25 protein-coding genes and 1 pseudogene are annotated in these 25,809 nt (G+C 73.0%); 4 read left to right on the top strand and 22 right to left on the bottom strand.

Going from position 1 to position 25,809, the window contains the following annotated elements; translation table 11 throughout:
* The first annotated feature begins 51 nt into the window (after positions 1–51).
* On the top strand, positions 52–2,127 hold the full coding sequence (locus ABT324_RS11360) for a S9 family peptidase (RefSeq protein WP_351175080.1): 2,076 nt from the start codon (positions 52–54) through the stop codon (positions 2,125–2,127).
* Here the strand turns inward: ABT324_RS11360 and ABT324_RS11365 are convergent.
* The 6 genes from ABT324_RS11365 to cmk all read right to left on the bottom strand — a co-directional run bounded on the left by ABT324_RS11365 (position 2,124) and on the right by cmk (position 7,684).
* Positions 2,124–2,957 (bottom strand): aldo/keto reductase, encoded by an 834-nt coding sequence (locus tag ABT324_RS11365; RefSeq protein ID WP_351175082.1) that lies wholly within the window; start codon positions 2,955–2,957, stop codon positions 2,124–2,126. The genes ABT324_RS11360 and ABT324_RS11365 overlap by 4 nt on opposite strands.
* 56 nt (positions 2,958–3,013) lie before the next feature.
* Positions 3,014–4,090, bottom strand: coding sequence for a sensor histidine kinase (locus tag ABT324_RS11370; protein ID WP_351175084.1), 1,077 nt, complete (start codon positions 4,088–4,090; stop codon positions 3,014–3,016).
* Complete coding sequence (locus tag ABT324_RS11375) at positions 4,087–4,764, bottom strand: response regulator (RefSeq protein WP_351175086.1); 678 nt, start codon at positions 4,762–4,764, stop codon at positions 4,087–4,089. Before ABT324_RS11375 ends, ABT324_RS11370 begins: the two co-directional genes overlap by 4 nt.
* A 90-nt stretch (positions 4,765–4,854) precedes the next feature.
* Complete coding sequence (der, locus tag ABT324_RS11380) at positions 4,855–6,288, bottom strand: ribosome biogenesis GTPase Der (RefSeq protein WP_351175088.1); 1,434 nt, start codon at positions 6,286–6,288, stop codon at positions 4,855–4,857.
* On the bottom strand, positions 6,285–6,959 hold the full coding sequence (locus tag ABT324_RS11385) for a lysophospholipid acyltransferase family protein (RefSeq protein WP_351175090.1): 675 nt from the start codon (positions 6,957–6,959) through the stop codon (positions 6,285–6,287). The genes der and ABT324_RS11385 overlap by 4 nt, the downstream gene beginning before the upstream one ends.
* Positions 6,956–7,684, bottom strand: a complete 729-nt coding sequence (gene cmk / locus ABT324_RS11390; protein ID WP_351175092.1) for a (d)CMP kinase — start codon at positions 7,682–7,684, stop codon at positions 6,956–6,958. Before cmk ends, ABT324_RS11385 begins: the two co-directional genes overlap by 4 nt.
* 140 nt (positions 7,685–7,824) lie before the next feature.
* Here cmk and ABT324_RS11395 point away from each other — a divergent pair, with 140 nt between their 5' ends.
* Both ABT324_RS11395 and ABT324_RS11400 read left to right on the top strand, forming a co-directional pair.
* Positions 7,825–8,307 carry a cation:proton antiporter regulatory subunit gene (locus ABT324_RS11395; protein WP_351175094.1) on the top strand — a complete coding sequence of 161 codons (483 nt, stop codon included), beginning with the start codon at positions 7,825–7,827 and terminating at the stop codon, positions 8,305–8,307.
* A 123-nt stretch (positions 8,308–8,430) separates the two neighbouring features.
* Positions 8,431–9,606, top strand: coding sequence for a cation:proton antiporter (locus tag ABT324_RS11400; protein ID WP_351175096.1), 1,176 nt, complete (start codon positions 8,431–8,433; stop codon positions 9,604–9,606).
* A gap of 7 nt (positions 9,607–9,613) precedes the next feature.
* Here ABT324_RS11400 and ABT324_RS11405 read toward each other — a convergent pair whose 3' ends face one another.
* The 16 genes from ABT324_RS11405 to ABT324_RS11480 form a co-directional block, all read right to left on the bottom strand.
* Positions 9,614–10,372 carry a pseudouridine synthase gene (locus ABT324_RS11405; protein WP_351175098.1) on the bottom strand — a complete coding sequence of 253 codons (759 nt, stop codon included), beginning with the start codon at positions 10,370–10,372 and terminating at the stop codon, positions 9,614–9,616.
* Positions 10,362–11,111 carry an SMC-Scp complex subunit ScpB gene (gene scpB / locus ABT324_RS11410; RefSeq protein ID WP_502949725.1) on the bottom strand — a complete coding sequence of 250 codons (750 nt, stop codon included), beginning with the start codon at positions 11,109–11,111 and terminating at the stop codon, positions 10,362–10,364. Before scpB ends, ABT324_RS11405 begins: the two co-directional genes overlap by 11 nt.
* Positions 11,108–11,959 (bottom strand): segregation and condensation protein A, encoded by an 852-nt coding sequence (locus tag ABT324_RS11415; RefSeq protein ID WP_351175102.1) that lies wholly within the window; start codon positions 11,957–11,959, stop codon positions 11,108–11,110. The genes scpB and ABT324_RS11415 overlap by 4 nt, the downstream gene beginning before the upstream one ends.
* Entirely contained in the window at positions 11,956–12,297 is a 342-nt protein-coding gene (locus tag ABT324_RS11420) for a hypothetical protein (protein WP_351175104.1), read from the bottom strand. The genes ABT324_RS11415 and ABT324_RS11420 overlap by 4 nt, the downstream gene beginning before the upstream one ends.
* Positions 12,294–13,235: a ParA family protein gene (locus ABT324_RS11425; RefSeq protein ID WP_351175106.1), complete on the bottom strand. Its 942-nt coding sequence runs from the start codon at positions 13,233–13,235 to the stop codon at positions 12,294–12,296. The genes ABT324_RS11420 and ABT324_RS11425 overlap by 4 nt, the downstream gene beginning before the upstream one ends.
* Positions 13,236–13,400: 165 nt before the next feature.
* Positions 13,401–14,348, bottom strand: coding sequence for a site-specific tyrosine recombinase XerD (gene xerD, locus ABT324_RS11430; protein WP_351175108.1), 948 nt, complete (start codon positions 14,346–14,348; stop codon positions 13,401–13,403).
* Complete coding sequence (locus ABT324_RS11435; RefSeq protein ID WP_351175130.1) at positions 14,345–14,995, bottom strand: NUDIX domain-containing protein; 651 nt, start codon at positions 14,993–14,995, stop codon at positions 14,345–14,347. Before ABT324_RS11435 ends, xerD begins: the two co-directional genes overlap by 4 nt.
* Before the next feature lie 87 nt (positions 14,996–15,082).
* Positions 15,083–16,789: a CTP synthase gene (gene pyrG, locus ABT324_RS11440; protein ID WP_351175110.1), complete on the bottom strand. Its 1,707-nt coding sequence runs from the start codon at positions 16,787–16,789 to the stop codon at positions 15,083–15,085.
* Positions 16,790–16,965: 176 nt separating this feature from the next.
* A complete protein-coding gene (locus tag ABT324_RS11445) occupies positions 16,966–17,904 on the bottom strand; it encodes a copper transporter (RefSeq protein ID WP_351175112.1) in 939 nt (312 codons plus the stop codon).
* Positions 17,901–19,085, bottom strand: a complete 1,185-nt coding sequence (gene steA / locus ABT324_RS11450) for a putative cytokinetic ring protein SteA (protein WP_351175114.1) — start codon at positions 19,083–19,085, stop codon at positions 17,901–17,903. Before steA ends, ABT324_RS11445 begins: the two co-directional genes overlap by 4 nt.
* A gap of 95 nt (positions 19,086–19,180) precedes the next feature.
* Positions 19,181–20,986, bottom strand: a complete 1,806-nt coding sequence (gene recN / locus ABT324_RS11455) for a DNA repair protein RecN (RefSeq protein WP_351175116.1) — start codon at positions 20,984–20,986, stop codon at positions 19,181–19,183.
* Positions 20,987–21,065: 79 nt separating this feature from the next.
* The gene (locus tag ABT324_RS11460) at positions 21,066–21,959 is read right to left on the bottom strand and encodes an NAD kinase (RefSeq protein WP_351175118.1); all 894 of its coding nucleotides are present in this window, start codon (positions 21,957–21,959) and stop codon (positions 21,066–21,068) included.
* 10 nt (positions 21,960–21,969) lie between these two features.
* Positions 21,970–22,809: a TlyA family RNA methyltransferase gene (locus ABT324_RS11465; protein ID WP_351175120.1), complete on the bottom strand. Its 840-nt coding sequence runs from the start codon at positions 22,807–22,809 to the stop codon at positions 21,970–21,972.
* 4 nt (positions 22,810–22,813) lie between these two features.
* Positions 22,814–23,020, bottom strand: a complete 207-nt coding sequence (locus ABT324_RS11470; RefSeq protein WP_351175132.1) for a hypothetical protein — start codon at positions 23,018–23,020, stop codon at positions 22,814–22,816.
* A 96-nt stretch (positions 23,021–23,116) separates the two neighbouring features.
* Positions 23,117–24,121, bottom strand: coding sequence for an HAD-IIA family hydrolase (locus ABT324_RS11475; protein ID WP_351175122.1), 1,005 nt, complete (start codon positions 24,119–24,121; stop codon positions 23,117–23,119).
* Positions 24,118–24,951 carry a tetratricopeptide repeat protein gene (locus ABT324_RS11480; RefSeq protein WP_351175124.1) on the bottom strand — a complete coding sequence of 278 codons (834 nt, stop codon included), beginning with the start codon at positions 24,949–24,951 and terminating at the stop codon, positions 24,118–24,120. Before ABT324_RS11480 ends, ABT324_RS11475 begins: the two co-directional genes overlap by 4 nt.
* Here ABT324_RS11480 and ABT324_RS11485 point away from each other — a divergent pair.
* Positions 24,895–25,809: pseudogene (locus tag ABT324_RS11485) on the top strand (hypothetical protein); the annotation flags it as partial. The gene ABT324_RS11480 and the pseudogene ABT324_RS11485 sit on opposite strands and share 57 nt — an antisense overlap.

The following is a 25,809-nucleotide window of genomic DNA, read 5'->3' on the forward strand; positions in this document are numbered from 1 at the left end:
AGATCGGAGCCTGCTCGCACCGCGGCGCACCGCGAATGGCAGGCTGGATCCATGTCGTCCGCGTCATTCCCCCGCCGCAGCGCCCGCACGCAGGGCTTCACCCTGGGCGCTCCCCGGAACTTCACCGCCACCGCCAATGGTGCGGCGGTGCTCTTCCTGCGCTCGGCCGCCGGCACCGATCCCCGGAACGCCCTGTGGGTGCTGGACACCGCGACCGGTCAGGAACGCTTGCTGGCCGATCCGGCGGCGCTGCTGGACAACGACGAGGTGTCCCCGGAGGAGCAGGCCCGCCGCGAGCGCGCGCGGGAACGCGCCGGTGGCATCACCGGCTACGCCGCCGACCGCGCGGGGAGCTCGGTGGTCTTCATGTTGTCCGGTCGGCTCTTCCACACCGTGGTCGCGACCGGCGAGACCCGCGAGCTCCCGGTGCAGCTCCCGGTCGCCGACCCGCGGCTGGACCCCGAAGGCCGCCGGGTGTCCTACGTGTCTGGTCGCGCGCTGCGCGTGATCGACGTGGACGGCACCGGGGACCGGGCGCTGGCCGGACCCGACGGCCCGAACACCACCTGGGGCGCGGCGGAGTTCATCGCCGCCGAGGAGATGAGCCGCTTCCGCGGCTACTGGTGGTCGCCGGACGGATCACGGCTGCTGGCGGCCCGGGTGGACGAGTCCCCGGTGCAGACCTGGTACCTCGGCGACCCGAACGACCCGGGGCGCGAGCCCACCCCGGTGCGCTACCCCGCGGCCGGGACGGCCAACGCCGAGGTGACCCTCGCGCTGATCGACCTCGACGGCAAGCGCATCCCGGTCGACTGGGACCAACAGGCGTTCCCGTACCTCGTCACCGCGCACTGGTCGCAGCACGGCCGCCCGCTGATCGCCGTGCAGACCCGCGACCAGCGCACCCAGCTGGTCCTCGCGGTCGACCCGGGCACCGGGCGCACCACCGAGGTGCACCGCGACACCGATCCGCACTGGGTGGAGATCAAGCCCGGCTGGCCCGCCTGGACCCCGGACGGCCGCCTGGTGCGCATCAGCGCCGAGGACGGCGCGTACCGGCTCGTCGTCGGCGACCAGCCGTGGACCTCGGCACCGCTGCAGGTCCGCGGCATCCTGGACATCGGCGACGACGACGTCCTGGTCTCCGGCTCGGAGCAGGACCCAGCGCAGGTGCACCTCTACCGCGTCACCGCGACCGGCGTCGAGCGCCTGACCACCACGCCGGGCGTGCACACCGGCACCCGCGGCGGTGATGCGCTGGTGGTGGCCAGCGCGACCCTGGAGGAGCCGCGGACCCGGGTGCGGGTGCGGCGTGACGGCCAGGAGGTCGCCGAGATCGCCAGCCGCGCCGAGGCCCACGGCATGGACCTCAACGTCGAGCTGCTGCGCCTCGGCGACCGCGAGCTGCGCAGCGCCCTGCTGCTGCCCAGCGGCTACCAACCCGCAGATGGCCCGCTGCCGGTGCTGCTGGACCCCTACGGCGGTCCGCACTCGCAGCGGGTGCTGTCCCGCCAGCAGGGCTTCCTGACCTCGCAGTGGTTCGCCGACCAGGGCTTCGCGGTGCTGGTCACCGACGGCCGCGGCATGGCCGGGCGCGGCCCGGACTGGGACCGCGCCATCGCCGGCGACCTGGCCAACCCGCCGCTGCAGGACCAGGTCGACGCCCTGCACGCGGCGGCGGCGCAGCACCCGGAGCTGGACCTCGACCGCGTGGCGATCCGCGGCTGGTCCTTCGGCGGCTACCTCGCCGCGCTGGCGGTGCTGCGCCGCCCCGACGTCTTCCACGCCGCGGTCGTCGGCGCCGGGGTGGTGGACTGGCGGCTCTACGACACCCACTACACCGAGCGCTACCTCGGCGACCCGAACCAGGCCCCGGAAGTCTACGAGGCGAACTCGCTGCTGACCGACGCCGCGAAGCTGGACCGCCCGATGCTGATCGTGCACGGGACGGTGGACGACAACGTCGTCCTGGCGCACGCCCTGCGGTTGTCGGCGGCGCTGACGGCAGCGGCGCGACCGCACGCGGTCCTGCCGCTGCCGGGCGTCAGCCACATGCCCACCGACGAGACGACCAGCGAGAACTTGCTGCTCCTGCAGGTGGACTTCCTCCGCCGGGCCCTCGGTTAGAGGATCTCCAGCGGAACGGGGTGCTTCGGCGCGGGGAAGGCGGCGTCGAGCTCGGCGAGGTCCTCGGCGGTCAGCTCGACGTCCAGCGCCGCGCGGTTCTGTTCGACGTGCTCCGGGGTGGCCGCCTTCGGGATCGCGCACACCCCGTCCTGCGCCAGCACCCAGGCGATCGCGACCTGCGCCGGGTTCGCCGAATGGCGCTCGGCGACCCGGTGCAGCGCCGGTTCGCCGAGCAGGCGGCCCTGCTCGATCGGCGAGTACGCCATCACCGGCAGCCGCTGCTCCCGGCACCACGGCAGCAGGTCGACCTCGTTCCCGCGCCGGGTGAGGTTGTAGAGCACCTGGTTGGTCGCCGACTGCCGACCGAGGTCGCTGGCGAACAGCTCGTCCACGTCGTCCGGGTCGAAGTTGCTCACCCCGAAGCGCTTGATCTTGCCGTCGGCCCGCAGCTGCTCGAACGCCTCCAGCGTCTCGACCAGCGGCGTGCTGCCACGCCAGTGCAACAGGTACAGGTCCAGGTGGTCGGTGCCGAGTCGGCGCAGGCTGCGCTCGCAGGCCTCGACCGCGCCGCGACGGCTCGCGTTGTGTGGGTAGACCTTGCTGACCAGGAACACCTCGTCCCGGCGCCCGGCGATGGCGGCACCGACGACCTCCTCCGCCCCGCCGCTGCCGTACATCTCAGCGGTGTCGATCAGCCCGACGCCCAGGTCCAGCCCGTGGCGCAGCGCGGCCACCTCGGCCGCCCGCTGCCCTCGCCGCTCCCCCATGCCCCAGGTGCCCTGCCCCAGCACCGGCAGTTCTCCGCCACCGGGCAGTTGGATGCCACGCATGCACGCTCCCAAGTCCACTGGTTCCATCGCTGCCGGGCGCGCGGCCAGCATACGGTTCAGCGCTTCTGCGGCAGGACGGCAGTCAGCTGGAAGCCGCCGTCCGTGGAGGGCCCGGCGTCGAGCTGCCCGCCCGCCATCCGCACCCGTTCCGACAGCCCGGCCAGCCCGGACCCGCCGCTGCCCACGTCGACGGGCCCGCCGCGCGGTGCGCCGTTGGTGACGATGATGTGCAGCGCACCCGACCTGCTCGCCAGGTCCACCTTGATCACCGCGCCGGGCGCGTGCTTGGAGGCGTTGGTCAGGGCTTCCTGGACCACGCGGTAGGCGGCCCGCTCCACCGCAGGTGGCACGTCGGGGTCGCCGAGTTCGCTGGACAGTTCCACGTCCACCCCGGCCGCGCGGGCCTGCCCGACCAGCTCGGGGATGGTGTCCAGCCCGGGTCGGCAGCTGCTGCCCAGCCCGAGCGTCGCGCGCATCTCGTCCAGCGCCTGCTTGGCCAGCCCGCGCAGCCGACCCGCCGTCTCCCGCGCCTCGGGGTCGGAGGTGGTCGCGCCGAGCGCGGACGATTCCACTGCGATCAAGGTGACGTGGTGGCCGACGGCGTCGTGGATCTCCCGCGCGATGCGCGCCCGCTCGTCGGCCCGCGCGGTCTCCGCCTTGGCCTCCAGCTCCGCTGCGGTGGCCGCCTCCACCCGGCGCAGGCTCTCCGCCAGCTGCTGCCGCACGGACACCAGCGCTCCCAGCACGACCGGCGCACCGGCGGCCAGCACCACGTAGGCCAGGGTCAGCAGCACCGCGCCGACCGGCAGGGACTGCAGGACCAGCACCGGGGCGGCCGCCACCGCGGCCGCCAGCCCGACCCAGGCGAGCAACGACCGGACCTGCGGCCGGGCCCGACCGAGCGCGAACAGCGCCACGAGCGTCGCCGCCCAACCGAGACCACCGGCCAGCGCGGGCATGCACAGCAGCACCGTGGTGCGCGGCCACCACCGCCGCAGCGGCAGCAGGAACGCTGTGACCAGCCCGGACACCACGGCGTAGCCGAACGGGTCCGGGGCGGCCAACACCGCGGCAGCCGGGATCGCGACGACCAGCGCCTCCACGGTGATGCTGCGCCACCGCACAGCGCTCACCAGCGGTCGCCCACGCCCGCGACGCGCTGCGCGATCAGCGCGGCCTGCACGCGGTTCTGCGCGCCCAGCTTGCTCAACACGGTCGAGACGTAGCTCTTCACCGTCGCCTCGGTCAACCCGAGCCGCACCCCGATGTCGGCGTTGGAGCGACCGTCGGCCAGCAGCTCCAGCACCTGCCGCTCCCGGGCGGACAGCCCCCGCACCAGCTGGACCTCGTGCGCGTTGTCGGTCACGCCGCGGAACCGGGGCAGCAGCCGCGCGGTGATCCGGGGGTCCAGCACCGCGCCCCCGGCAGCCAGGTCGTGCACCGCCCGGACCAGCACCGCCGGGTCGGCGTCCTTGAGCAGGAACCCGCTGGCCCCGTGGCGCAGCGCCTCGGACACGTAGTCGTCCAGGTCGAACGTGGTCAGCACCGCCGCCACGGGCGGGTCCGGCAGCACCACCAGCTCCCGCAGCGCGGACAGGCCGTCCTTGCCGGGCATCTGCACATCGATCAGGGCCACGTCCACCCGGTGGGCGCGGACCGCGGCGAGCAGCTCGTCGCCGTCGGCGGCCTCGGCGACCACCCGGATCGTGCCGCTGGTCTCCAACAGCAGCCGCAGGCCCCGCCGCAGCATGGCCTCGTCGTCGGCCAGCACCACCCGGATCGGCTCCCCGCCGTCCTCCGCCTGCACCTCCCGGTCACCTCCCTGCTCCGAAAGGGTTGCACGCAGATTAGCGGGGAGGTCCGAACGCAGCGCGCACACCACGCCAGCGGGAGGTGCTCAACGGCGCCCGCCCTTGGGTGCCTTGCGCTCGCGCACCCGCACCGAGATCCGCACCGGGCTGCCGACGAACCCGAAGGTCTCCCGGAGCTTGCGCTCCAGGAAGCGCCGGTACCCGGCCTCCAGGAAGCCCGTGGTGAACAGCACGAACGTCGGCGGCCGGGTCTGCGCCTGGGTGGCGAACAGGATCTTCGGCTGCCGACCGCCGCGCACCGGCGGCGGGTTGGCCGCGACCAGCTCGGACAGCCAGCCGTTCAACCGGCCGGTGGGCACGCGGGTGTCCCACGAATCCAGCGCGGTACGCAGCGTCGGGGCCAGCTTGGCCACCGCGCGCCCGGTCCGCGCCGAGACGTTGACCCGCTCGGCCCACCGGACCCGGACCAGCTCGCGGTCGATCTCCTTCTCCAGCTGGCGGCGGCGGTCGTCGTCGACCAAGTCCCACTTGTTGTAGGCGATCACCAGCGCCCGACCGGCCTCCACCACCATGGTGATCACCCGCAGGTCCTGCTCGCTGAGCGGCTCGGACCCGTCGATGAGCACGATGGCGACCTCGGCGGCCTCGATGGCGGCCTTGGTGCGCAGCGAGGCGTAGTACTCGGTGCCGCTGGCGGTCTTGACCCGCTTGCGCAGGCCCGCGGTGTCGACGAACCGCCACACCTCGTCGTCCAGCTCGACCAGCGAGTCCACCGGGTCGACCGTGGTGCCCGCGACGTCGTGCACCACCGACCGCTCCTCCCCGGTCAGCTTGTTGAGCAGGCTCGACTTGCCCACGTTCGGCTTGCCGACCAGCGCCACCCGCCGGGGGCCGCCGGACGCGCCGAACACCTCGCGCGGGGTCTCCGGGAACGCCGCCAGCACGGCGTCCAGCAGGTCACCGGAGCCGCGGCCGTGCAGCGCGCTGATCGGCATCGGCTCGCCCAGGCCCAGCGACCACAGCGAGTGCACGTCGGCGTCACCGCGCTGGTCGTCGACCTTGTTGGCGGCCAGCAGCACCGGGCGCTTGGACCGGCGCAGCACCCGAGCCACGGCTTCCTCGGTCTCGGTGGCACCCACCCGCGCGTCCACCACCAGCAGCACCGCGTCCGCGGTGTGCATGGCCATCTCCGCCTGCGCGGCCACCGACGCCATCAGGCCCTTCGCGTCGGGCTCCCACCCGCCGGTGTCCACCACGGTGAACCGGCGGCCGTTCCACAGCGCGTCGTAGGCCACCCGGTCCCGGGTCACGCCGGGGGTGTCCTGCACCACGGCCTCGCGACGGCCCAGCAGGCGGTTGACCAGCGTCGACTTGCCCACGTTGGGGCGGCCGACCACGGCCAGCACCGGCTGCGGCACCGGCGGCGCGGCGTCCTCGGGCGCGGAGACCTCGTCGAACTCGGCCCACTCGGCCTCGTCGGACCACGTGCCGTCCAGGCCTTCCTGCGACTCCTCGGTCACGCTTGTTTCCCTCTCACATCGTCTTCGCGGTGGTCGGCGACCAGCCGGTCCAGTTCGGCGATCAGCTCGACCAGTTCGGTGCGCACCGCTTCGGTCGCCACGACCAGGCCGGTGCGGCCCTTGCCCGCGGGCAGCGTCCTCGGCTCGCCGAACAGCACGTCGATCCTGGGCAGCAGCCTACGGCCCCGGCCCTCCGGACGACGCGTCCCCCGGACCGCGACCGGCAGCACCTGGGCCCCGGAGGCCCGCGCCAACCAGGCCGCACCGTGCTGCGCGTTCTCCACGTCGCCGGACCCGCGGGTGCCCTCGGGGAACACCCCGACCAGCCCGCCCGCCTTGAGCACCCGCACCGCGGTCAGCAGCGGCGTGCGGTCGGCCTCGCCGCGCCGCACCCCGATCTGCCCGATGCGGCGCAGGAACCACCCCAGCGGCCCCTTGAACATCTCCTGCTTGATGAGGAACACGGCGGGGCGCGGCAGCATTCCGATCAGCAGCGGCCCGTCCAGCAGCGAGCTGTGGTTGGCCACCACGACCACCGGGCCGGTGCGCGGGATCCGCTCGGCCCCGTGGATGCGGACCCGGAACGGCAGCCGCACGATCCGCCGCGAGATCCACTGGCCGAACCGGTGCATCCGCGGGGACGCGCCCTCCGGCAGTGCCTGTTCGCTCATGCGCCCGACCCCCCGTCGCTCAGCAGGCCGCGGCTCTCCACGTGCTTGTGCAGCTGCTCCAGCACGCCCGCCACGTCCAGGTCGGTGGTGTCCAGTTCCAGCGCGTCGTCGGCCTTGCGCAGCGGCGCCACCTTGCGGCCGGAGTCCAACGCGTCCCGGCGCTGCACGTCGGCGTGCGTGCGGACCAGGTCGCCGGCCCGGCCCTCGGAAATGTCCTGGGCCGTGCGCCGCTGGGCGCGCGCGTCCGAGGAGGCGGTCAGGTAGACCTTCAAACCGGCGTCGGGCACCACCACGGTGCCAATGTCGCGGCCCTCGACCACGATGCCACCGGATTCGGCCAGCGCTGCACCGATCAGCCGGCGCTGCTGCGCGACCAGCAGTTCCCGCACCTCGGCGACGGCCGAGACCGCGGACACCGCCCCGGTCACCTCCGGGCCGCGGATCTCCTGACCGACGTCCTGACCGTCGAGCAGCACCGCGGGCCGCTCCGGGTCGGTGCCCATGGTCAGCTCGGCCGCGCGCACCACCCGCACGACCTCGGCCTCGTCCGTCGGCTCGACCCGCGCGCGCAGCACAGCCAGCGTCACGGCGCGGTACATCGCGCCGGTGTCGAGGTAGGTCGCCCCCAGTGCCGAGGCCAACTTACGGGACACCGTCGACTTGCCGGTGCCCGACGGACCGTCGAGGGCCACCACACCGCGGAGCCTGGCGTGTGCCACGTGCATTTCCTCCTGATCGTCGCCGCACCCGGCCGACGGCCGGATCAACCGTCCATTCTGCCTGGTCCCCGGCGGCCGGTCCCAATCGCGTCCCGATCCGGACAACCACCGGACAAATCCCGGGGATCACCGAATATGGTGGGCGGGTGGACGTAACAGTGACCCCGCTGCCTGGACTCGGCACGCGGCAGGACTTCACCACCCGCTCCGGCCACCGCATCGGTGTCATCACCTACCGGGACGGCCGGTTCGAGCTGATCGTCTCCGACCACGAGGACCCCGACAAGGTCGCCGCCTCCGTCGACCTGACCTCCACCGAGACCAGCGCGTTGGCCAACCTGCTGGGCGCCCCGCAGCTGGTCGCCAAGCTCACCGAGCAGCAGCGCGAGGTCACCGGGGTCACCACCTGGCAGCTGCCGGTCGCCCCGGGGTCGCCCTACGACGGGCGCACCCTCGGCGACACCGAGATGCGCACCCGCACGTCGGCGTCGATCGTCGCGGTGGTCCGCGACGGCACCGTGCACCCCTCGCCCCGCCCGGACTTCACCTTCGCCGGTGGCGACCTGGTCGTGGTCGTGGGCACCAGCAAGGGGCTGCGCGCCGCCAGTGAAATCCTGGAGAAGGGCTGACCCCGGTCCGCTCCACCACACCCGCCCGGTCCACGACCGGGACACGCGTCGCCACCAGTGGTCCCACGCGTGCTGAACCACGAACAACTCCATACGCAGGCAACACGCGAGAGGAACACCACGGTGCACGACACGGCGATCTCGTTGATCGAGCTCGGCGCGGTTTTCTTCGGTCTCGGCCTGCTCGGCAGGCTCGCCTGGAAGATCGGCATCTCGCCGATCCCGTTGTACCTGCTGGGCGGGCTGGCATTCGGCACAGGTGGATTGATCCCGCTGCACGGCATCGAACCGTTCACCCACCTGGCCTCCGAGATCGGCGTGGTCCTGCTGCTGCTCCTGCTGGGGCTGGAGTACTCCGCGGGTGAGCTGGTCACCGGCCTGCGCCGCTCGTGGTTAGCCGGTTTGATCGACATCGCGCTGAACGCGGTGCCGGGCGCGGTGGTCGCGCTGATGCTGGGCTGGGGCCCGATCGGCGCGCTCACCATGGCGGGCGTCACCTACATCTCCTCATCCGGCATCGTCGCGAAGGTCCTCGGGGACCTGGGTCGACTGGGCAACCGGGAAACGCCGGTGATCCTGTCGATCCTGGTCTTCGAGGACCTCGCGATGGCCGTCTACCTGCCGATCCTGACCGCCCTGCTGGCCGGGGTCAGCTTCCTCGGCGGGCTCACCGCGGTCGGGGTGTCGCTGGTGGTGATCACCCTCGTGCTGGTGGTCGCGCTGAAGTTCGGCAAGTACGTCTCGGCGCTGATCGACAGCGCCGACCCGGAGGTCTTCCTGCTGCGGCTGCTCGGCTCGGCCCTGCTGGTCGCCGGGATCGCCTCGGAGCTGCAGGTCTCGGCCGCGGTGGGCTCGTTCCTGCTGGGCATCGCGATCTCCGGATCGACCGCGGCGAACGCGACCCGGATGCTGGAGCCGCTGCGCGACCTGTTCGCCGCGCTGTTCTTCGTGGTGTTCGGCCTGAACACCGACCCGTCGGAGATTCCGCCGGTGCTGCTGGTGGCGCTGGTGCTGGCACTGGTCACCGCCGCGACGAAGATCATCACCGGCTGGGTGGCCGCGCAGATGCAGGGCGTGGGCCGGATGGGTCGGGCGCGGGCCGGTGCCGCGCTGGTGGCGCGCGGCGAGTTCTCCATCGTGATCGCCGGACTGGCGGTGTCCTCGGGCGCGGTGTCCGGTGAACTGGCCGCGCTGGCCACCGCCTACGTCCTGCTGATGGCGATCCTCGGCCCGGTCGCGGCCCGCGTGGTCGAGCCGGTGGCCCGCTTGGCGGTCCGCCGGACCACCAAGAAGGCCTGACCGGGGGTCACATCCCGACGATGCGGTACAGCGAGCCGACTTCCTGGCGGTTGAGCGGCCGGATCGCGCCGGGGCGCTCGGAGGTCAGGCGGACGTCGCCGATGCGGGTGCGCACCAGGCGCTGCACCGGGTGGCCGACGTGCTTGAGCAGGCGGCGCACGATGCGCTTGCGGCCCTCGTGCAGCACGATCTCCACCAGCGCGCGGTTCTGGTTGGTGTCCACGACCTTGAACCGGTCCACCTTCACCGGGCCGTCGTCCAACTCCACGCCCTGGCGCAGCTGCTGGCCGAGCTCCTTCGGGACCGGCCCGATGACCTCGGCGAGGTAGGTCTTGCGCACCTTGTAGGACGGGTGCATCAGCCGGTTGGCCAGCTCGCCGTCGTTGGTGATCAGCAGCAGGCCCTCGGTGTCCTGGTCCAGCCGCCCGACGTGGAACAGCTTGCCCTCGCGCTCCCGCAGGTAGTCGCCGATGCAGGGGCGGCCCTTGTCGTCGGACATGGTGCACAGGATGCCGCGCGGCTTGTTCAGCATCAGGTGGGTCAGGTTGTCGTTGACCATCACCCGGTTGCCGTCGACGTGGATCACCGCGGTCGCCGGGTCGACGCGGCGGCCCAGCTCGGTGACGACCTCGCCGTCGACCTCGATGCGACCTTCGACGATCATCTCCTCGGCCGCGCGCCGCGAGGCGACCCCGGCCTGGGACAGCACTTTCTGCAGGCGCACGCCTTCGGCGGCGGCGTTGGACGGGTGGTGTTCAGACGTCATCGATCGAATCCACTTCGGGCAGCAATGGGGCGAGCGGCGGCAGTTCCTTCAGCGACGACAGGCCGAGCCGTTCCAGGAACAGCTCCGTCGTGCAGTAGAGGTTGCCGCCCGTCTCCGGGTCGGTTCCGGCCTCTTCGATCAGGCCGCGCCCTACCAGGGTACGGATGACGCCGTCGACGTTCACACCCCGTACGGCCGCCACCCGTGACCGGGTCACGGGCTGGCGGTAGGCGATGACCGCCAGCGTCTCCAGCGCGGCGCGGGTCAGCTTCGAGCGCTGCCCGTCGAGCAGGTAGCGCTCGACGTAGGGCGCGTAGGTCTCCCTGGTGTAGAACCGCCACCCGTCGCCGACGCGGCGCAGGTCGATGCCGCGCTCGGCCTCGGCGTAGCCGTCGGAGAGCCGCCGCAGCGCCTCCCGGATCCGCTTCACCGGCTGCTCCAGGGTGTCGGCCAGCAGCTCCTCACCGGCGGGCACGTCGACGACCAGCAGCAACGCCTCCAGCGCGGCGTCGAGCGCGGGATCGGACGTGAGGTCCGGTGCCCCCGAGGTCTCCACCGCCTCGTCGGCGGCAGCCTGCGGCTCCGACTCGCCGCTCACACTCGTTCCGCCTCCCCGAGCCGCACCGCCGTGGTCGCGTCCAGGGGTGATCTCGCCTTCCGCGGTTTCCCGTGGCTGGTTCACTCCGTGGTCCCCTGAGGTGCGGTTGAGCGGGTCTGGAGTCGACACCGGGTCGCTCATCCGTACTCCTCCTCGTCGTGGCTGGCGCGCTGCGCCTCGGCGTCGGCCTTGGCCTGCTGCAGGCTGCCGCCCACCCACCGCACGAGCAGCTCGCCCAGCGGAGTCTCCTGCTCGAACTGCAGGACCTTCTCGCGGTAGAGCTCCAGCAGCGCCAGGAACCGGGCCACCAGCTCGATGGTGTGGCCGCAGTCCGAGGTCAGCTCCGGGAACGTGGCGCTGCCCCTCTCCGCCAGCCGCACCCGCAGCAGCGCCGCGTGCTCGCGGACGGACACGCCGTGCTGGTGGATGTGGTCCAGCGACACGGTGGGCGGCGGCTTTGGGCGGAACACCGCGGCCGCGACCTCGGCGAAGCGCTGCGGATCCACCCCGATCCGCACCTCCGGCAGCAGGTTCTCGAACCGCTCCTCCAGCGACACCGAGCGCGGGTAGCGCCGCAGCGCCCCGGCCTCCAGCTCGCCGAACAGCGCGGCCACCTGCTTGTACGCCCGGTACTGCAGCAGCCGCGCGAACAGCAGGTCGCGGGCCTCCAGCAGCGCCAGGTCCGCCTCGTCCTCCACGTCGGCCGCGGGCAGCAGCCGGGCCGCCTTGAGGTCGAGCAGCGTCGCGGCGACCACCAGGAACTCGGTGGTCTCGTCGAGGTCCCACTGCTCGCCGAGCGCCCGGGTGTAGGCGATGAACTCGTCGGTGACCTTGTGCAGCGCCACCTCGGTGACGTCCAGCTGGTGCTGCGAGATCAGCTGCAGCAGCAGGTCGAAGGGCCCCTCGAAGTTGTCCAGGCGGACGGTGAACCTGCCGGTGCTGCCGGGATCCCCAGGTGCCTGCTCCTCCCCGGCAGCGGGTTCGGTCACTCGCCGGGCTCCCGCAGCCGGCGGACCAGCTCCGAGTCGGCACCTCGCTCGTCGAGGTCGGCCAGCGCCGCGGCCACGGCTTCACGCACCACCCGACCGCGGTCCACGGCGATGCCGTGGTCGGCCCGCAATGCCAGTCGCGCCTGCTCCAAGCCCAGCAACTCCTCGTCGGAGACGTACACGGTGATCTTCGCATCGTGCTTGCGCCGCCCCGACCCGGACCGCCCGGAACGGGCGGGCGCGGCCGGAGCCGCTGCCGACGGGTCGGCGTGATCCGCGCGAGGAACAGTAGTACGGAACAGTTCGGCGGCTCCCGGCAGGGCGGCCCGCCGGGTCATCGGGCGATCACCTCGCGGGCCAGCGCCCGGTACGCCTGGGCCCCCGCCGAGCGCGGCGCCCACCTGGTGATCGGCTCCCCGGCCACCGTGGTCTCCGGGAACCGGACCGTGCGGTTGATCACCGAGTCGAAGACGACGTCGCCGAAGGCCTCCACCACCCGCGCCATGACCTCGCGGGAGTGCAGCGTGCGCGGGTCGAACATGGTGGCCAGTATCCCGCTGATCTCCAGCTTCGGGTTCAGCCGCTCCCGCACCTTCTCGATGGTGTCGATCAGCAGCGCCACCCCGCGCAGGCTGAAGAACTCGCACTCCAGCGGGATGATCACGCCGTCGGCGGCGGCCAGCGCGTTGACCGTCAGCAGGCCCAGCGACGGCTGGCAGTCCACCAGGATGTAGTCGTAGTCGGCCAGCGCGGGCTGCAGCACCCGGTGCAGCGTCTGCTCCCGGCCCACCTCGGCGACCAGCTGCACCTCGGCCGCGGACAGGTCGATGTTGCTGGGCAGCAGGTCCATCCCGTCGACGCTGGTGCGGCGCACCACGTCCTGCACGGTGACCGACCGCTCCATGATCACGTTGTAGATCGTCTGATCCAGTTGGTGAGGCTGGACCCCGAGGCCGACCGAGAGCGCGCCCTGCGGATCGAAATCCACCAGCAGCACCCGGCGTCCGTACTCCGCCAGGGATGCGCCGAGGTTGATCGTCGACGTGGTCTTGCCCACTCCGCCCTTCTGGTTGCACATCGCCAGGACCGCGGCGGGGCCGTGCCGGTCCAGCAGCGGTGGTTCCGGGATGTGCCTGCGCGGTCGGCCGGTGGGACCGAGGTCGCGGGAGTTCGGCGCCAGGCCGGCGCCTTCCACGTGGCCCGTCGTCTCGGGGGCGATGCTCAGGTCGACCGCGCCCCGGGACCGCCGGTCGGCGGAGGGCTGCGGCAGCGACATGGCGATCAGACTCCTTTTGGGTACCGGTGGCGATCAACCGCAGCCTAAGTGGCATTCACTACCAGCGGCAACGCGCCTCGCCGGGGTGTCCGAAGTTCCTTGTGATCTCCGTGTGATCAACGTCTACCGCCAACCCGGCCCGCCCGCATGCGCAGCGCGGCCAACTCACCCCGAAGCGTGGGCGCGCGGGTGCGCCGTCGCGTAGACCTCTCGCAACGCGTTCACGGTGACCAGCGTGTAGACCTGGGTAGTGGTCACAGAAGCGTGGCCGAGCAGCTCCTGCACCACCCGGACGTCCGCGCCGCCCTCCATCAGGTGGGTGGCGAAGGAATGCCGCAGCACGTGCGGGGAAACGTCACCGCCGATGCCGGAGCGCCGCGCTGCCGCCTTCAACGCGTTCCACGCGCTCTGGCGGGAGAGCCGACCGCCGCGCGAGTTCACGAAGATCGCCGCGCTGCCCCGCCCACGCGCCACCAACGCGGGCCGCGCCCGCACCAGGTACGCGTCCAGCGCTTCCAGCGCGGGGCGCCCGACCGGCACCAGCCGCTGGCGGCCGCCCTTGCCGTCGAGTCGCACGGTGCGGTCGGTGCGGTCGACGTCGTCGAGGTCCAGCCCCACGGCTTCGGAGATCCGCGCCCCCGTCGAGTAGAGCAGTTCCAGTAGCGCCCGGTCCCGCAGGCCCTTGGCGTCGTCGCCCCCCGCGTGCTCGAGCAGGGCGCCGACATCGCCGATGGACAGCGCTTTCGGTAACCGCTTCGGCAGGCTGGGCGGTGCGACCTCGCGCGCCACGTCGACGGCGAGCCTGCCCTCGGCGTGCGCGAACTTGTGCAGCCCGCGCGCCGCCACCAACGCCCGCGCCGCCGAGGACGAGGCCAGCGGCGGCCGCTCCTCGGTGCCCTCCCGGAGCTCGGCCAGGAAGTCGGAGAGGTGCTGCGCCCGCACCTCGTCGAGCCCGGAGATGCCCGCCCCGACCAAGAATTCGGCGTACCGGCGCAGATCCCGGGCGTAGGAGTCCAGCGTGCTGCGCGCGGTGCCGCGCTCCACCGCGAGGTGGTCGAGGTAGCCCCGGATCGCCTCGCGCAGCCCGGACGGCAGCGCCTCGAGGCGCTTCACCGGACCTGCCGCCGGCGGAACCGCTGCGGCCGGTCCGTCCACTCCGCGTCGACCGGCCGCCCGGACCGGCCGCCGTCGCGCACCGTCTTGGCGGCCAGCAGGCCCGACACCGCCGGCGAGTTCACGATCTCCCCGGCCAGCACCATCTCCACCGCCTCGTCGAACGGCACGCGCCGGATGACCAGGTCGGCCTCCTCGTCCCCGACCGCCTCCGGCCTGTCCACTTCGGACAACCCGGTGGCCAGGAAGATCCGGATGCTCTCGTCGGTGAACCCCGGCGAGGACGCGACGTCGACCAGGACCGACCACTGCTCGGCCGCCACCCCGGCCTCCTCGACCAGCTCCCGCTGCGCGGTGCGCACCGGGGCCTCCCCCTCGACGTCCAGCAGACCCGCCGGCAGCTCCCACAACCGCCGCCCCAGCGGGTAGCGGTACTGGTGCAGCAGCACCACCCGGTCCTGCTCGTCGATCGCGACCACGGCCACCGCGCCGAGGTGCTCGACGACCTCGCGCCGCGCGTGCCCACCGCCGGGCATCCCGACCTCGTCGGCCCGCAGCGCGAGGATCCTACCGACGTAGACGTCCTCGCTGGCCAGGGTGGTGAATTCGTGCTCGCCATTGGTGCGCTCGACACCGCGTTCGGTCATGTCCACGCCGAACACCCTAGAACCGACCGGCGCGGCGGCGCGAGAACGCCGGAGGCGGGCGGACCCGACCTCCGGCGTCACACCTGGTCATGCGCTCGGCGCGGGCTCCTCCACCGGCTCCAGCTCGACCGGCAGCCGCTCGGCCGCGCGGTAGTCCAGCGCGGCCTTGACGAACGCCGCGAACAGCGGGTGCGGGCGGGTCGGGCGGCTCTTGAGCTCCGGGTGCGCCTGGGTGCCCACGAAGAACGGGTGCTCCTCGCGCGGCAGCTCCACGAACTCCACCAGCCGGCCGTCCGGCGAGGTGCCGGAGAACACCAGCCCCGCCTTGCCCAGCCGGTCGCGGTAGGCGTTGTTCACCTCGTAGCGGTGCCGGTGCCGCTCGGCCACCTCGGTCGAGCCGTAGGCCTCGGCCACGATCGACTCGGCGCGCAGCTTCGCCGGGTAGGACCCCAGCCGCATGGTGCCGCCCATGTCCCGGTCACCGGAGATCACGTCATGCTGGTCGGCCATGGTGCTGATCACCGGGTGCTGGCAGGGCTCCTCGAACTCGGTGGAGTTGGCCCGCTCCAGTCCGGCCAGCGACCGCGCCGTCTCGATCACCATGCACTGCAGGCCCAGGCACAGCCCGAGGACCGGGATGCCGTGGGTGCGGGCGTAGCGGATGGCACCGAGCTTGCCCTCGATGCCGCGCACCCCGAAGCCGCCGGGGATCAGCACCCCGTCCATCCCGGACAGCGCCTGCGCGGCACCGGCGTCGGTCTCGCAGGTGTCCGAGCCCACCCAGGAGATCTCCACCTTGGCGCGGTGCGCGAAGCCACCGGCTCGCAGCGCCTCGGTGACCGACAGGTAGGCGTCGGGCAGGTCCACGTACTTGCCGACCAGCGCGATGCGCACCTTCTCCGACGGGTTGTGCACCCGGTCCAGCAGGTCGCCCCACACCGACCAGTCCACGTCGCGGAACGGCAGCCCCAGCCGCCGCACCAGGTAGGCGTCCAGGCCCTCGGCGTGCAGCACCCGCGGGATGTCGTAGATCGACGGCGCGTCCGGGCAGGCCACCACGCCGTCGGTGTCGACGTCGCACATCAGTGCGATCTTGCGCTTGAGCTCCTCCGGCAGGTCCCGGTCGGAGCGGCAGACCAGCGCGTCGGGCTGGATGCCGATGTTGCGCAGCGCGGCCACCGAGTGCTGGGTGGGCTTGGTCTTCAGCTCGCCCGACGGCGCCAGGAACGGCACCAGCGAGACGTGCAGGAAGAAGCAGTTGTCCCGGCCAACGTCGTGGCGCACCTGGCGGCAGGCCTCCAGGAACGGCAGCGACTCGATGTCGCCGACGGTGCCACCGACCTCGGTGATCACCACGTCGGGGGTGCGGCCGTCCTCGTCCGGCTCGGCCATCGCCCGGATGCGCGCCTTGATCTGGTCGGTGATGTGCGGGATGACCTGCACGGTGTCGCCCAGGTACTCGCCGCGACGCTCCTTGGCGATAACCGCGGAGTACACCTGGCCGGTCGTCACGTTGGCGTTGCGGGTCAGGTCGCGGTCCAGGAACCGCTCGTAGTGGCCGATGTCGAGGTCGGTCTCCGCACCGTCCTCGGTGACGAACACCTCACCGTGCTGGAACGGGTTCATCGTTCCCGGATCGACGTTCAGGTAGGGGTCGAGCTTCTGCATGGTCACCCGCAGGCCGCGGGAGGTCAGCAGTTCGCCCAGGCTGGACGCCGTGAGCCCCTTACCCAACGAGGAGGCCACGCCCCCCGTGACGAACACGTGCTTGATCGTGCGTGCTTGCGGCGCCAACAAATGCTCCCCGTGGTCAAGCCGTCGCCTGGCTGGATGTCTGCACTGGCAGGACGGCTGGATCCGTCGCTCCCACGGAATTCCAGCCTAACGCACGTCAGCCGGGCCGCGCACCGAGACCCACCACCGCCGAACCAGACCCGAACGGCCAGGTCAACCGCCATCCGGGCGGCTGATCACCCGCGGGCGCTCGGCACCGGCCCCTGCGCGCTGCTCGCCACGCCGTAGTGCCCGGCCTGCCGGTCGGCCTGCTCACGCACCGCCAGCACCACCGCCACCCGCCCGGAGCCGCCGTCGGCGTTGTCCACGGTGGACAGGTTCGACGCGATCGCCGGATCGGCCCGCGCCACACCGACCGCCCCGGTGCCGTCGGCCGAACCGGCCCCACCGGCCAGCACCGCGCCCTGCCCGGCCTGGTCGACCTGGGTGGCGAAGCGGGCCAGCGTGGCCGCCTCGTCCCCCGCGCCGTCGCCCTCGAGGCGACCGCCGGTGAGCACCACCGCCAGCTGCGCGGGCCGCAGGCCCGGCGAGGCGGTGGCGAAGCCGCCCTCGGCCAGTCCCGCGAACGCCGCCGCCCGCTCCTGGTCACCGGTCTGCGGCTGCCCGCTCTGCGGGTCGAGCAGGGCCAGCGGGCCGATCAAACCACCGGCCAGGGTGCCCGGGTCGGCCGCGGTGGGCAGCTGGAGCCCGGCGGGCAGCAGCTCGGTCACCACGCGGCGCAGCTGGTCGGCCCGGTCCGGGTCGGCGAAGTCCTCGCCCAAGCGCACCTCGCCGGTCAGCTCCGCGCCCGCGTCGCGCAGCAGCTGCGACATCGCCGCCCGCTGCTGGTCGGGCACCTCCGCCGAGCTGATGAGCACGACGCTGCGCCGCGCCAGCTGCTCCTGCACGGCCATCGGCGCCACCGCGGAGTCGAACTGCGCGGAGGCCGCCACCTGCGCCTTCAGCGCGCTGCGCTCCGCGTTGAGCCGCTCGACCTGCGACTGCAGCGAGTCCCGCTCGCCGCCGACACCGGCCAGCAGCCGGTCGCTCATCGAGGTCGAACCGAGCACCACGCCGACCGCCAGCGCCAGGAAGACCGCGGCGATCGACACGATGTGATAGCGCATCGAGATCACGTGAAGAACCCCTTGAAGTAAGCCGCCACCTGGTCGCCCGCGTCGGCGACCACCTCCACGAACGCGGTGCCCAGCCCGGAGACCAGCAGCGCCACGACCACCACCAGCAGCACCGAGGTCACCAGCAGCGCGACCGCACCGGTCGGCGTCCGGCTGCGCTGCAGGGCGGCCACCGCCCGGCCGTCGATGATCTTGCTACCGATCCGCAACCGGGTCAGGAAGGTCGACGGGTTGGAACCGGAGCGCCCGCTGTCCAGGAACTCCCCCAGCGTCGCGTGGAAGCCGACCGTGACCACCAGGCTCGCCTTGTGCGCGTCGGCCAGCAGCAGCGCCAGGTCCTCCGGGTTGCCGGAGGCCGGGAACGTCACCGCGCCGATGCCGAGGTCCTGGATGCGCTCCAGCCCGGGCGCGTGCCCGTCCAGGTGGGCCGGGATCACCAGCTCGGCACCGCACTTGAGGGTGTCGGTGCTGATGATGTCCGGATCGCCCACGATGACGTCCGGCTTGTACCCGGCCTCGCGCAGCACGTCGGCGCCGGACTCGACGCCGATCAGCACCGGCTTGTACTCGCGGATGTACTTGCGCAGCCGCTTGAGGTCGTCGGCGTGGCCGTAGCCGGGTGCCAGCACGAGGACCTGGCGGTCCGCCACCGGCGTGCTCAGCTCCGGGACACCGATGCCGTCCAGGATGAGCGTCCGCTCCTTGCGCAGGAACTCGATGGTGTTCGCCGAGAACGCCTCCAGCTGCGCCGACATCCCGGCCTTGGCCTCGATGAGCAGGTCGGCGACCGAGTCGGCGTCCTGCGCCGCGCCCCGGCCGACCTCCCGCTCCCCAACGAACACCCCGCCCTCGTGCAGCCGGATCCTCGTGCCGTCCTTGAGCTGGCGCGCGAGCTCGGGACCGACGCCGTCGACGAGCACGACCCCGGCGGACAGCAGCACGTCGGGGCCCAGGTTCGGGTACCGCCCGGAGATCGACGGCGCCGCGTTGACGACCCCGACCACCCCGGCCGAGACCAGCGCTTCAGCCGTGCGCCGGTCCAGGTCGGCGTGGTCGATCACCGCGATGTCGCCGGGCCGGACCCGGCGCAGCACGTCGTCCGAGCGGCGCTCGATCCTGGCCACCCCGACCACCCCGGGCAGGTTGCCCTGCTGGCGAGCGCGCAGACCGCTGAGTTTCATGCACCGATGGTGACAAACCGATCACCCGATTCCGGTCCGCCACGCCGATGCCGCTGGTCCGCTCGGCGCAGAAATGTTCGGCCAAATGGCCCAGGTCACTTCCCGCTCCTGGCCTTCTTCCCCGCGGGCTTCTTCCGCCGGAAGCGGTCCTGCGCCAGCTTGTACGCGGTCGCGGTGTTGAGCAGCTCCTCGGCGTGCGCCCGACCGGTCTCGGTGGAGTCCATCCCGGCCAGCATCCGGGCCAGCTCCACGACCCGCAGCTCGTCGGCCACCACCCGCACGTCGCTGCGGGTCAACCCGCCCTCGGCGTTGCCCTTGTCCACCACCAGGTGCCGGTCCGCGTAGGCGGCGACCTGCGGCAGGTGCGTGACGACCACGACCTGGTGGGTGCGCGCCAAGCGGGCCAGCCGCCGCCCGATCTCCACCGCGGCGCGCCCACCGACCCCGGCGTCGACCTCGTCGAAGACCAGCGTCGGCACGGTGTCGGCGTCGGCCAGCACCACCTCCAGCGCCAGCATCACCCGCGACAGCTCACCGCCCGAAGCGCCCTTGTGGATCGGCAGGGCGGGAGCGCCGGAGTGCGCGATCAGCTGCAGCTCGACCTCGTCCACGCCCTCCGGTCCCGCGTGCACGCTCGTGCCCCGCACCGGCAGCGCGTTCGGGTCCCCGGCCTCGGCCGGTTTCGGCTGCACGACGACCTCGAGCCGGGCCTGCGCCATGGCCAGCCCGTCCAGCTCCTCGGACACCGCCGCAGAGAGCCGGACCGCCGCCTCCCGCCGCGCCTCGGTGAGCTCGACGGCGATCTCGGCCAGCTCGGCGGCCAGCTCGTCGCGGCGCGCGGCCAGCGCCGCCAGCGCCTCCTCGGAGGTGTCCATGCTGGACAACCGGGTGCGGGCGTCCTCCGCCCAGGCCAGCACGCCGTCGATGTCCGCCGCGTACTTCTTGGTCAGCTGCTTGAGCTCGGCCTGCCGGGCCAGCACCTGCTCCAGGCGGGCCGGGTCGGCGTCCAGCCGGTCCAGGTACCCGCCGAGCTCGCCGCCGACGTCGGCCAGCACCGCCACGGCTTCGGCCACCCGCGGCTCCAGCTCCCGCAGCGCCGGGTCCTCGGCCGACGACAGGCGCCGCCGGGCCTCCCCGACCAGCCCGATCGCGCCAGGCGCGTCCGGGTCCCCGTCTGCCGAACCGGTCAGCGCCAGGTGCGCGCCCGCGGCGATCTCCCGCAGCTGGTCGACGTCCGCCAACCGCCGGGCCTCGTCGACCAGCGCGACGTCCTCGCCGGGCTCCGGGTTGACCGCCTCGATCTCGCCCAGCCCGTGCCGCAGCAGGTCCGCTTCCCGGGCCAGTTCCCGGGAGCGCTCGGTGCGCTCGGTCAGCTCCCGGACCGCCTCCGCCCACTCGGCTCGCACCCGCTGGTAGTTCGCCAGCGCCTGGAGCACGGGCTCCCCGGCGAAGCGGTCGAGCACCGCCCGCTGCTCACCGGGGCGCAGCAGCCGCAGCTGGTCGTTCTGGCCGTGCACCGCCAGCACCTGCTCGGCCAGCTCGGAGAGCACGGCGTTGGGTACCGAACGGCCTCCGAGGTGGGCACGGGACCGGCCGTCCGCGGTGACCGTGCGCAGGGCGATGAGGCTCCCGTCCTCGTCCGGTTCGGCCCCGGCTTCGGAGGCGACCTTGGCCGCGGGTGAGTCGATCGTGGTCTGGAACCGGCCCTCCACGACGGCACGCTGCGCACCGGAGCGGACCCGGGAGGAGTCGGCGCGACCACCGCCGAGCAGGTGCAGCCCGGTGACCACCATCGTCTTGCCGGCACCGGTCTCGCCGGTGACCACGGTCAGTCCCTCGTGCAGTGCGAGCGTGGCGTCGTCGATGACGCCCAGTCCCTGGATGCGCATCTCCGCCAACACATCAAGCACCCTACTGGCACGCCGGGACGCGCGATGCCCCGCTGGGAATAACGAATCGCTCAACCCGCCCGTGCGCTGCTCAGCGCGCGGACGGGCCCCGCCACCCCTGCACCGGCAGCTCGAACTTGTGCACCAGGCGATCGGTGAACGCGGTGTTGTGCAGCCGCACCAGGCGCAGCGGGGTGTCCCCGGCGACCACCTCGACCCGCGACCCCGGCGGCAGGTCGAAGTGCCGCTGCCCGTCGCAGCTGAGCACCGCGTGGTGGCCGTGCTGGTCGATCTCCACCGCCACCAGCGATTCCCGCGACACCACCAGCGGCCGGGCGAACAGCGCGTGCGCGTTGCTCGGCACGACCAGCAGCGCCTGCACCTCCGGCCACACCACCGGTCCCCCGGCGGAGAACGCGTACGCGGTGGACCCGGTCGGCGTGGAGCAGAGCACGCCGTCGCAGCCGAACGCCGACACCGGGTGCCCGTCGACCTCCACGACCACGTCCAGGATCCGCTCCCGGCTGCTCTTCTCGACGCTGGCCTCGTTGAGCGCCCAGGTCCGGGCCAGCACCTGCCCGTCCAGCTTCGCGGTGACCTCGACCGTCATCCGCTCCTCGACGTGGTACCGGCCCTCCACCACGGCGGCCAGCGCCTCGTCCAGCGCGTCGGAGTCGGCACCGGCCAGGAACCCGACCCGGCCCAGGTTCACCCCGAACACCGGGACGTCGGCCAGCCGGGCCAGCTCGGCCGCGCGCAGCAGCGTGCCGTCCCCGCCGAGCACCAGCACCAGCTCGGTGCCCGCTGCCGCCTCCGGCCCCGGGGCCACCACCCGGCTGTAGCAGTCGGGGCTGAGCTCAGGCGCTTCCTCCGCCATCACCCGCACCCGCAGCCCGGCGCCGATCAGCTGACCGGCGACCTTCTCCGCGGTGCGCAGGTTGTGCTGCCTGCCGGTGTGCACCACCAGCAGCACCTCTCGGGTCAACTCCCACTCCTCACCGGTGCGAGTTCTTGACGGCGGTCTGCGGTCCTCGCCGGACCGCGTCCGCCACCAGCACTTCCGCCGCTGCCACGTCGGTGCGCTCACCGGGCCGCAGCCACAGGAAGTACTCCACGTTGCCGGACGGCCCGGGCAGCGGGCTGGCCACCACGCCGCGCAGCCCCAGCCCGTGCTCGGCGGCGACCTGCAAGACCTCCAGCACCGCCTCGGCCCGCAGCTGCGGGTCGCGCACCACCCCGCCGGAGCCCAGCCGCTGCTTGCCGACCTCGAACTGCGGCTTGACCATCGGCACCAGGTCGGCCTCCGGGGTCGCGCAGGCGGCCAGCGCGGGCAGCACCAGCTTCAGCGAGATGAACGACAGGTCCGCCACCACCAGGTCCACCGGCCCGCCGATGTCGTCCGGGGTCAGCGAGCGGACGTTGGTGCGGTCGTGGATGCGCACCCGCTCGTCGGTCTGCAGTTTCCAGACCAGCTGCCCGTAGCCGACGTCGACCGCCACGACCTCGCGCGCCTCGCGCCGCAGCAGCACGTCGGTGAACCCGCCGGTCGACGCACCCGCGTCCAGGCACCGCCGCCCAGCCACGGCCAACCCCTCGGGTTCGAAGGCTTCCAGCGCGCCCAGCAGCTTGTGCGCGCCCCGCGACGCCCAACCGGGGTCGTCCACGTCGTCGGCGACGACCACCGGCGCGTCGGTCTCGACCGCGGTGGCGGACTTGCGCGCCACCATGCCGCGCACGCTCACCCGACCGGCCTCGACCAGCTCGGAGGCGTGCTCGCGGGACCGCGCCAGCCCGCGACGAACCAGTTCGGCATCCAACCGCGCCCTGCGTGGCACTGCGTCAGCTCCTGTGTGCACTCGATTCGGAAAGCGCGTCGGTGAGCGCGGTGTGCACCGCCTCGAACCGTTCGACGTGCTCGGCCACGGGCCGCTCCCGCACCTCGTCGAGGGCGGCCACGGCCGCTGCGATGGCGTCGATCGCCGGCTGACCGTCGTCGACCGGGCGCGCCAGCATCGCGGGATTCGGCATCTGCCCCGGAGAGGTCATCCGCTCCTGCTCCCCTCGATCACGCCGCGACCGCTGTGCGGCGACGCCTCCACGCTATCGGAACGCCCCGACGGTGACACCGCGACGTCCGCAGCTTCAGGCCAAGCCCAGCTCGCGCAGCGCCGCCCGCGCGGGCTCGTCCGCCGCTCGCACCTCGACGGGCCCTGACGACGTGGCCCACCAGACCGCGCACAGCGCCCGGAGCGCAGCCACCGCATCGGCCCCGTCCTCGGAACGGGTCAGCTCCAGCACGCCGTCCTCGACCCGCGCCTGCCACCCGGTCTGCGCGGCGACCGCCACCTCCGCGGGGTCCTGCAACAACCCGCGCAGGTCGGCGGCGACGTGGTCGGGGCGCATCGCCGGATCGGCGGCGAGCAGGTCGGCAGGGGTGTTCACCCCGGTCAGCACCATCAGCGACGGCATCCCGGCGTTGACCGCGCCCGCGATGTCGGTGTCCAGCCGGTCGCCGACCATCAGCGGCGACCGCCCGCCCGCCGAGTCGACCGCGCGGTCCAGCAGCGGGCGCTCCGGCTTGCCAGCCACCAGCGGTTCCTGGTCGGTGGCCGCCCGCAGCAGCTCGACCAGCGAACCGTTGCCCGGCACCAGGCCGCGTTCGGTCGGCAGCGTCCGATCCCCGTTGCACGCCACCCACAGCGCCCCGGCGCGGATCGCCAAGCAGGCCTCGGCGAGGTCGCGGTAGGCGATGTCGGTGGACAGCCCCTGCACGACCGCGACCGGGTCGTCGGCGAAGTCCGAGACCGGGACCAGCCCGACGCGGTCCACTTCGGACAGCAGGGCGGCGGAACCAACCACCAGCACTCGGGATCCGGCGGGCAGCTTCTCGGCCAGCACCGCAGCACCAGCCTGTGCGCTGGTGCTCACCTCGGCCCGCTTCGCGGTCAACCCGAGACCCGCGAGGTGGTCGACCACCGCCTGGTCCGGTTTGGACGCATTGTTGGTGACGTAGCGGACCTGGACGCCGCGACGGTGCACCTCCCGGACGGCCTCAAGGGCACCGGGAACGAGTTCACCGCCGCGGAAGACCGTGCCGTCCAGGTCGAACAGCACGACGTCGTGGCCGTCGAGCAGCGTGCCGCTCACTGCGCTCGCGCGCTCCCCCCGGCTTCGCCGTCGGTGGTGTCCTGCTCCGTCTCCTCGGCATCCGCCGAGTCGGCCGGGGCCTCGGTCTCCGCAGCACCGTCGAGCTCGTCCTCGTCGTCGAGCTCGTCCGCGTCGTCGTCGAGCTCGTCCGCGTCCGAGATCCCGGCGGCGGCCTCGGCCTCGGTCACCAGCTCCTCGACCACCTCGGGCCCGCCGATCTTCTCGGCCAGCTCCTCCAGGCGCTCCGGAGCGTCGGTCTCCTCCTCGTCATCGGCGTGCGCGGCGTGCACGAACCAGGTGAAGGCCTCGCGCTCGCGGCCAGCAGCCAGCAGGTTGTCCGCGTAGGCGTAGAACAACCGCGCGCTCCACGGCTCCTGCCGCTGGGGGTCGAGCTCGGCGGTCTGCAGGCTCACGACGGAGGCCTCGACCTCCCCGAGGTCACGGCGCGCCCCGGCCGCCACGATGCGCAGCTCGACCGCGTCCTCCTGCTCCAGCTGGGTCGCCTCCTGGCTGCGGGCGAGCTCCACCGCCCGCTCGGGCCGCCCCATCGCGCGTTCGCAGTCGGCCATCATCGCCAGGTGGCCGGGGCCGCCCGCGATGCGGCGAGCCGCGCGCAGCTCGGACAGCGCCTCGCTCCACTCACCAGCCAGGTACGCGGCGAGCCCGTTGGCCTCGCGCACCGACGGGATGCGGGACGCCTTCTGCCGGGCGAACCGGGCGTGTTCGAGGGCCTTCTCCGCGTCCTCGTCGACCAGCTTGCCGGCCGCCACGAGATGCAGCGCGATCTTGTCGGCCAGCCCCTTGGGCAGCGGCAGCAGCTCGCGGCGCACCTCGGGGTCGAGCTCCTTGGGGTCGAGGCCCTCGGGGAGCTCCGGCTCCTGCAGCTTCGGGTCCGACTCGGCAGCCTCGGTCGACTGCTTCGCGGCGTCCTCACGGAAGCCACTGCGCTCCCGGTCACCCCGGCGGTCGTCCCGACGGCGGTCATCCCGGCGCGGACGGTCCTTGAAGTCCCGCTCGTCCCGGCGCGGCCGACCGCCGCGCTCGAACCGGTCCCCGTCCCGCCGCGGCCGGTCGTCCCGGCGGTCGTCGCGACGGTCGTCCCGGCGCGGGCGGTCGTCGAAGCCGCGGTCGTCGCGGCGAGGCCGCTTGTCGAACCCCCGGTCGTCCCGACGGGGGCGGTCCTTGAAGTCGCGGTCGTCCCGGCGGCGGTCATCGCGACGCGGGCGGTCGCCGAAGTCCCGGTCGTCCCGGCGCCCGTAACCACCGCGACGGTCGTCCCCGCGGAACCCGCCGCGGTCGTTCCGGCGGTCCCGATCGTCCCGGCGGAACCCGCCACGGTCATCCCGACGAAAGTCACCGCGGTCCCGGTCATCCCGGCGGAACCCGCCACGGTCATCCCGGCGGAAGTCGCCGCGGTCGCGGTCATCGCGGCGGAAGTTGTCGCGACGCGGCCCGCGGTCCTTGTTGAAACCGCGGTCCCGATCGTCCCGACGGAACCCACCACGGTCATCGCGCCGGTCATCCCGGCGGAAGTTGTCCCGGCGGTCGTTGTCGCGCCGGAAGCCGCCGCGGTCATCCCGGCGGTCGTCACGACGGTCATCCCGGCGGAACCCGCCACGGTCATCCCGGCGGAAGTCGCCGCGGTCGCGGTCATCGCGGCGGAAGTTGTCGCGACGCGGCCCGCGGTC

The organism is Saccharopolyspora sp. NPDC000359, from assembly GCF_040300525.1.
In the GTDB taxonomy this organism is placed as follows: Bacteria; Actinomycetota; Actinomycetes; order Mycobacteriales; family Pseudonocardiaceae; genus Saccharopolyspora.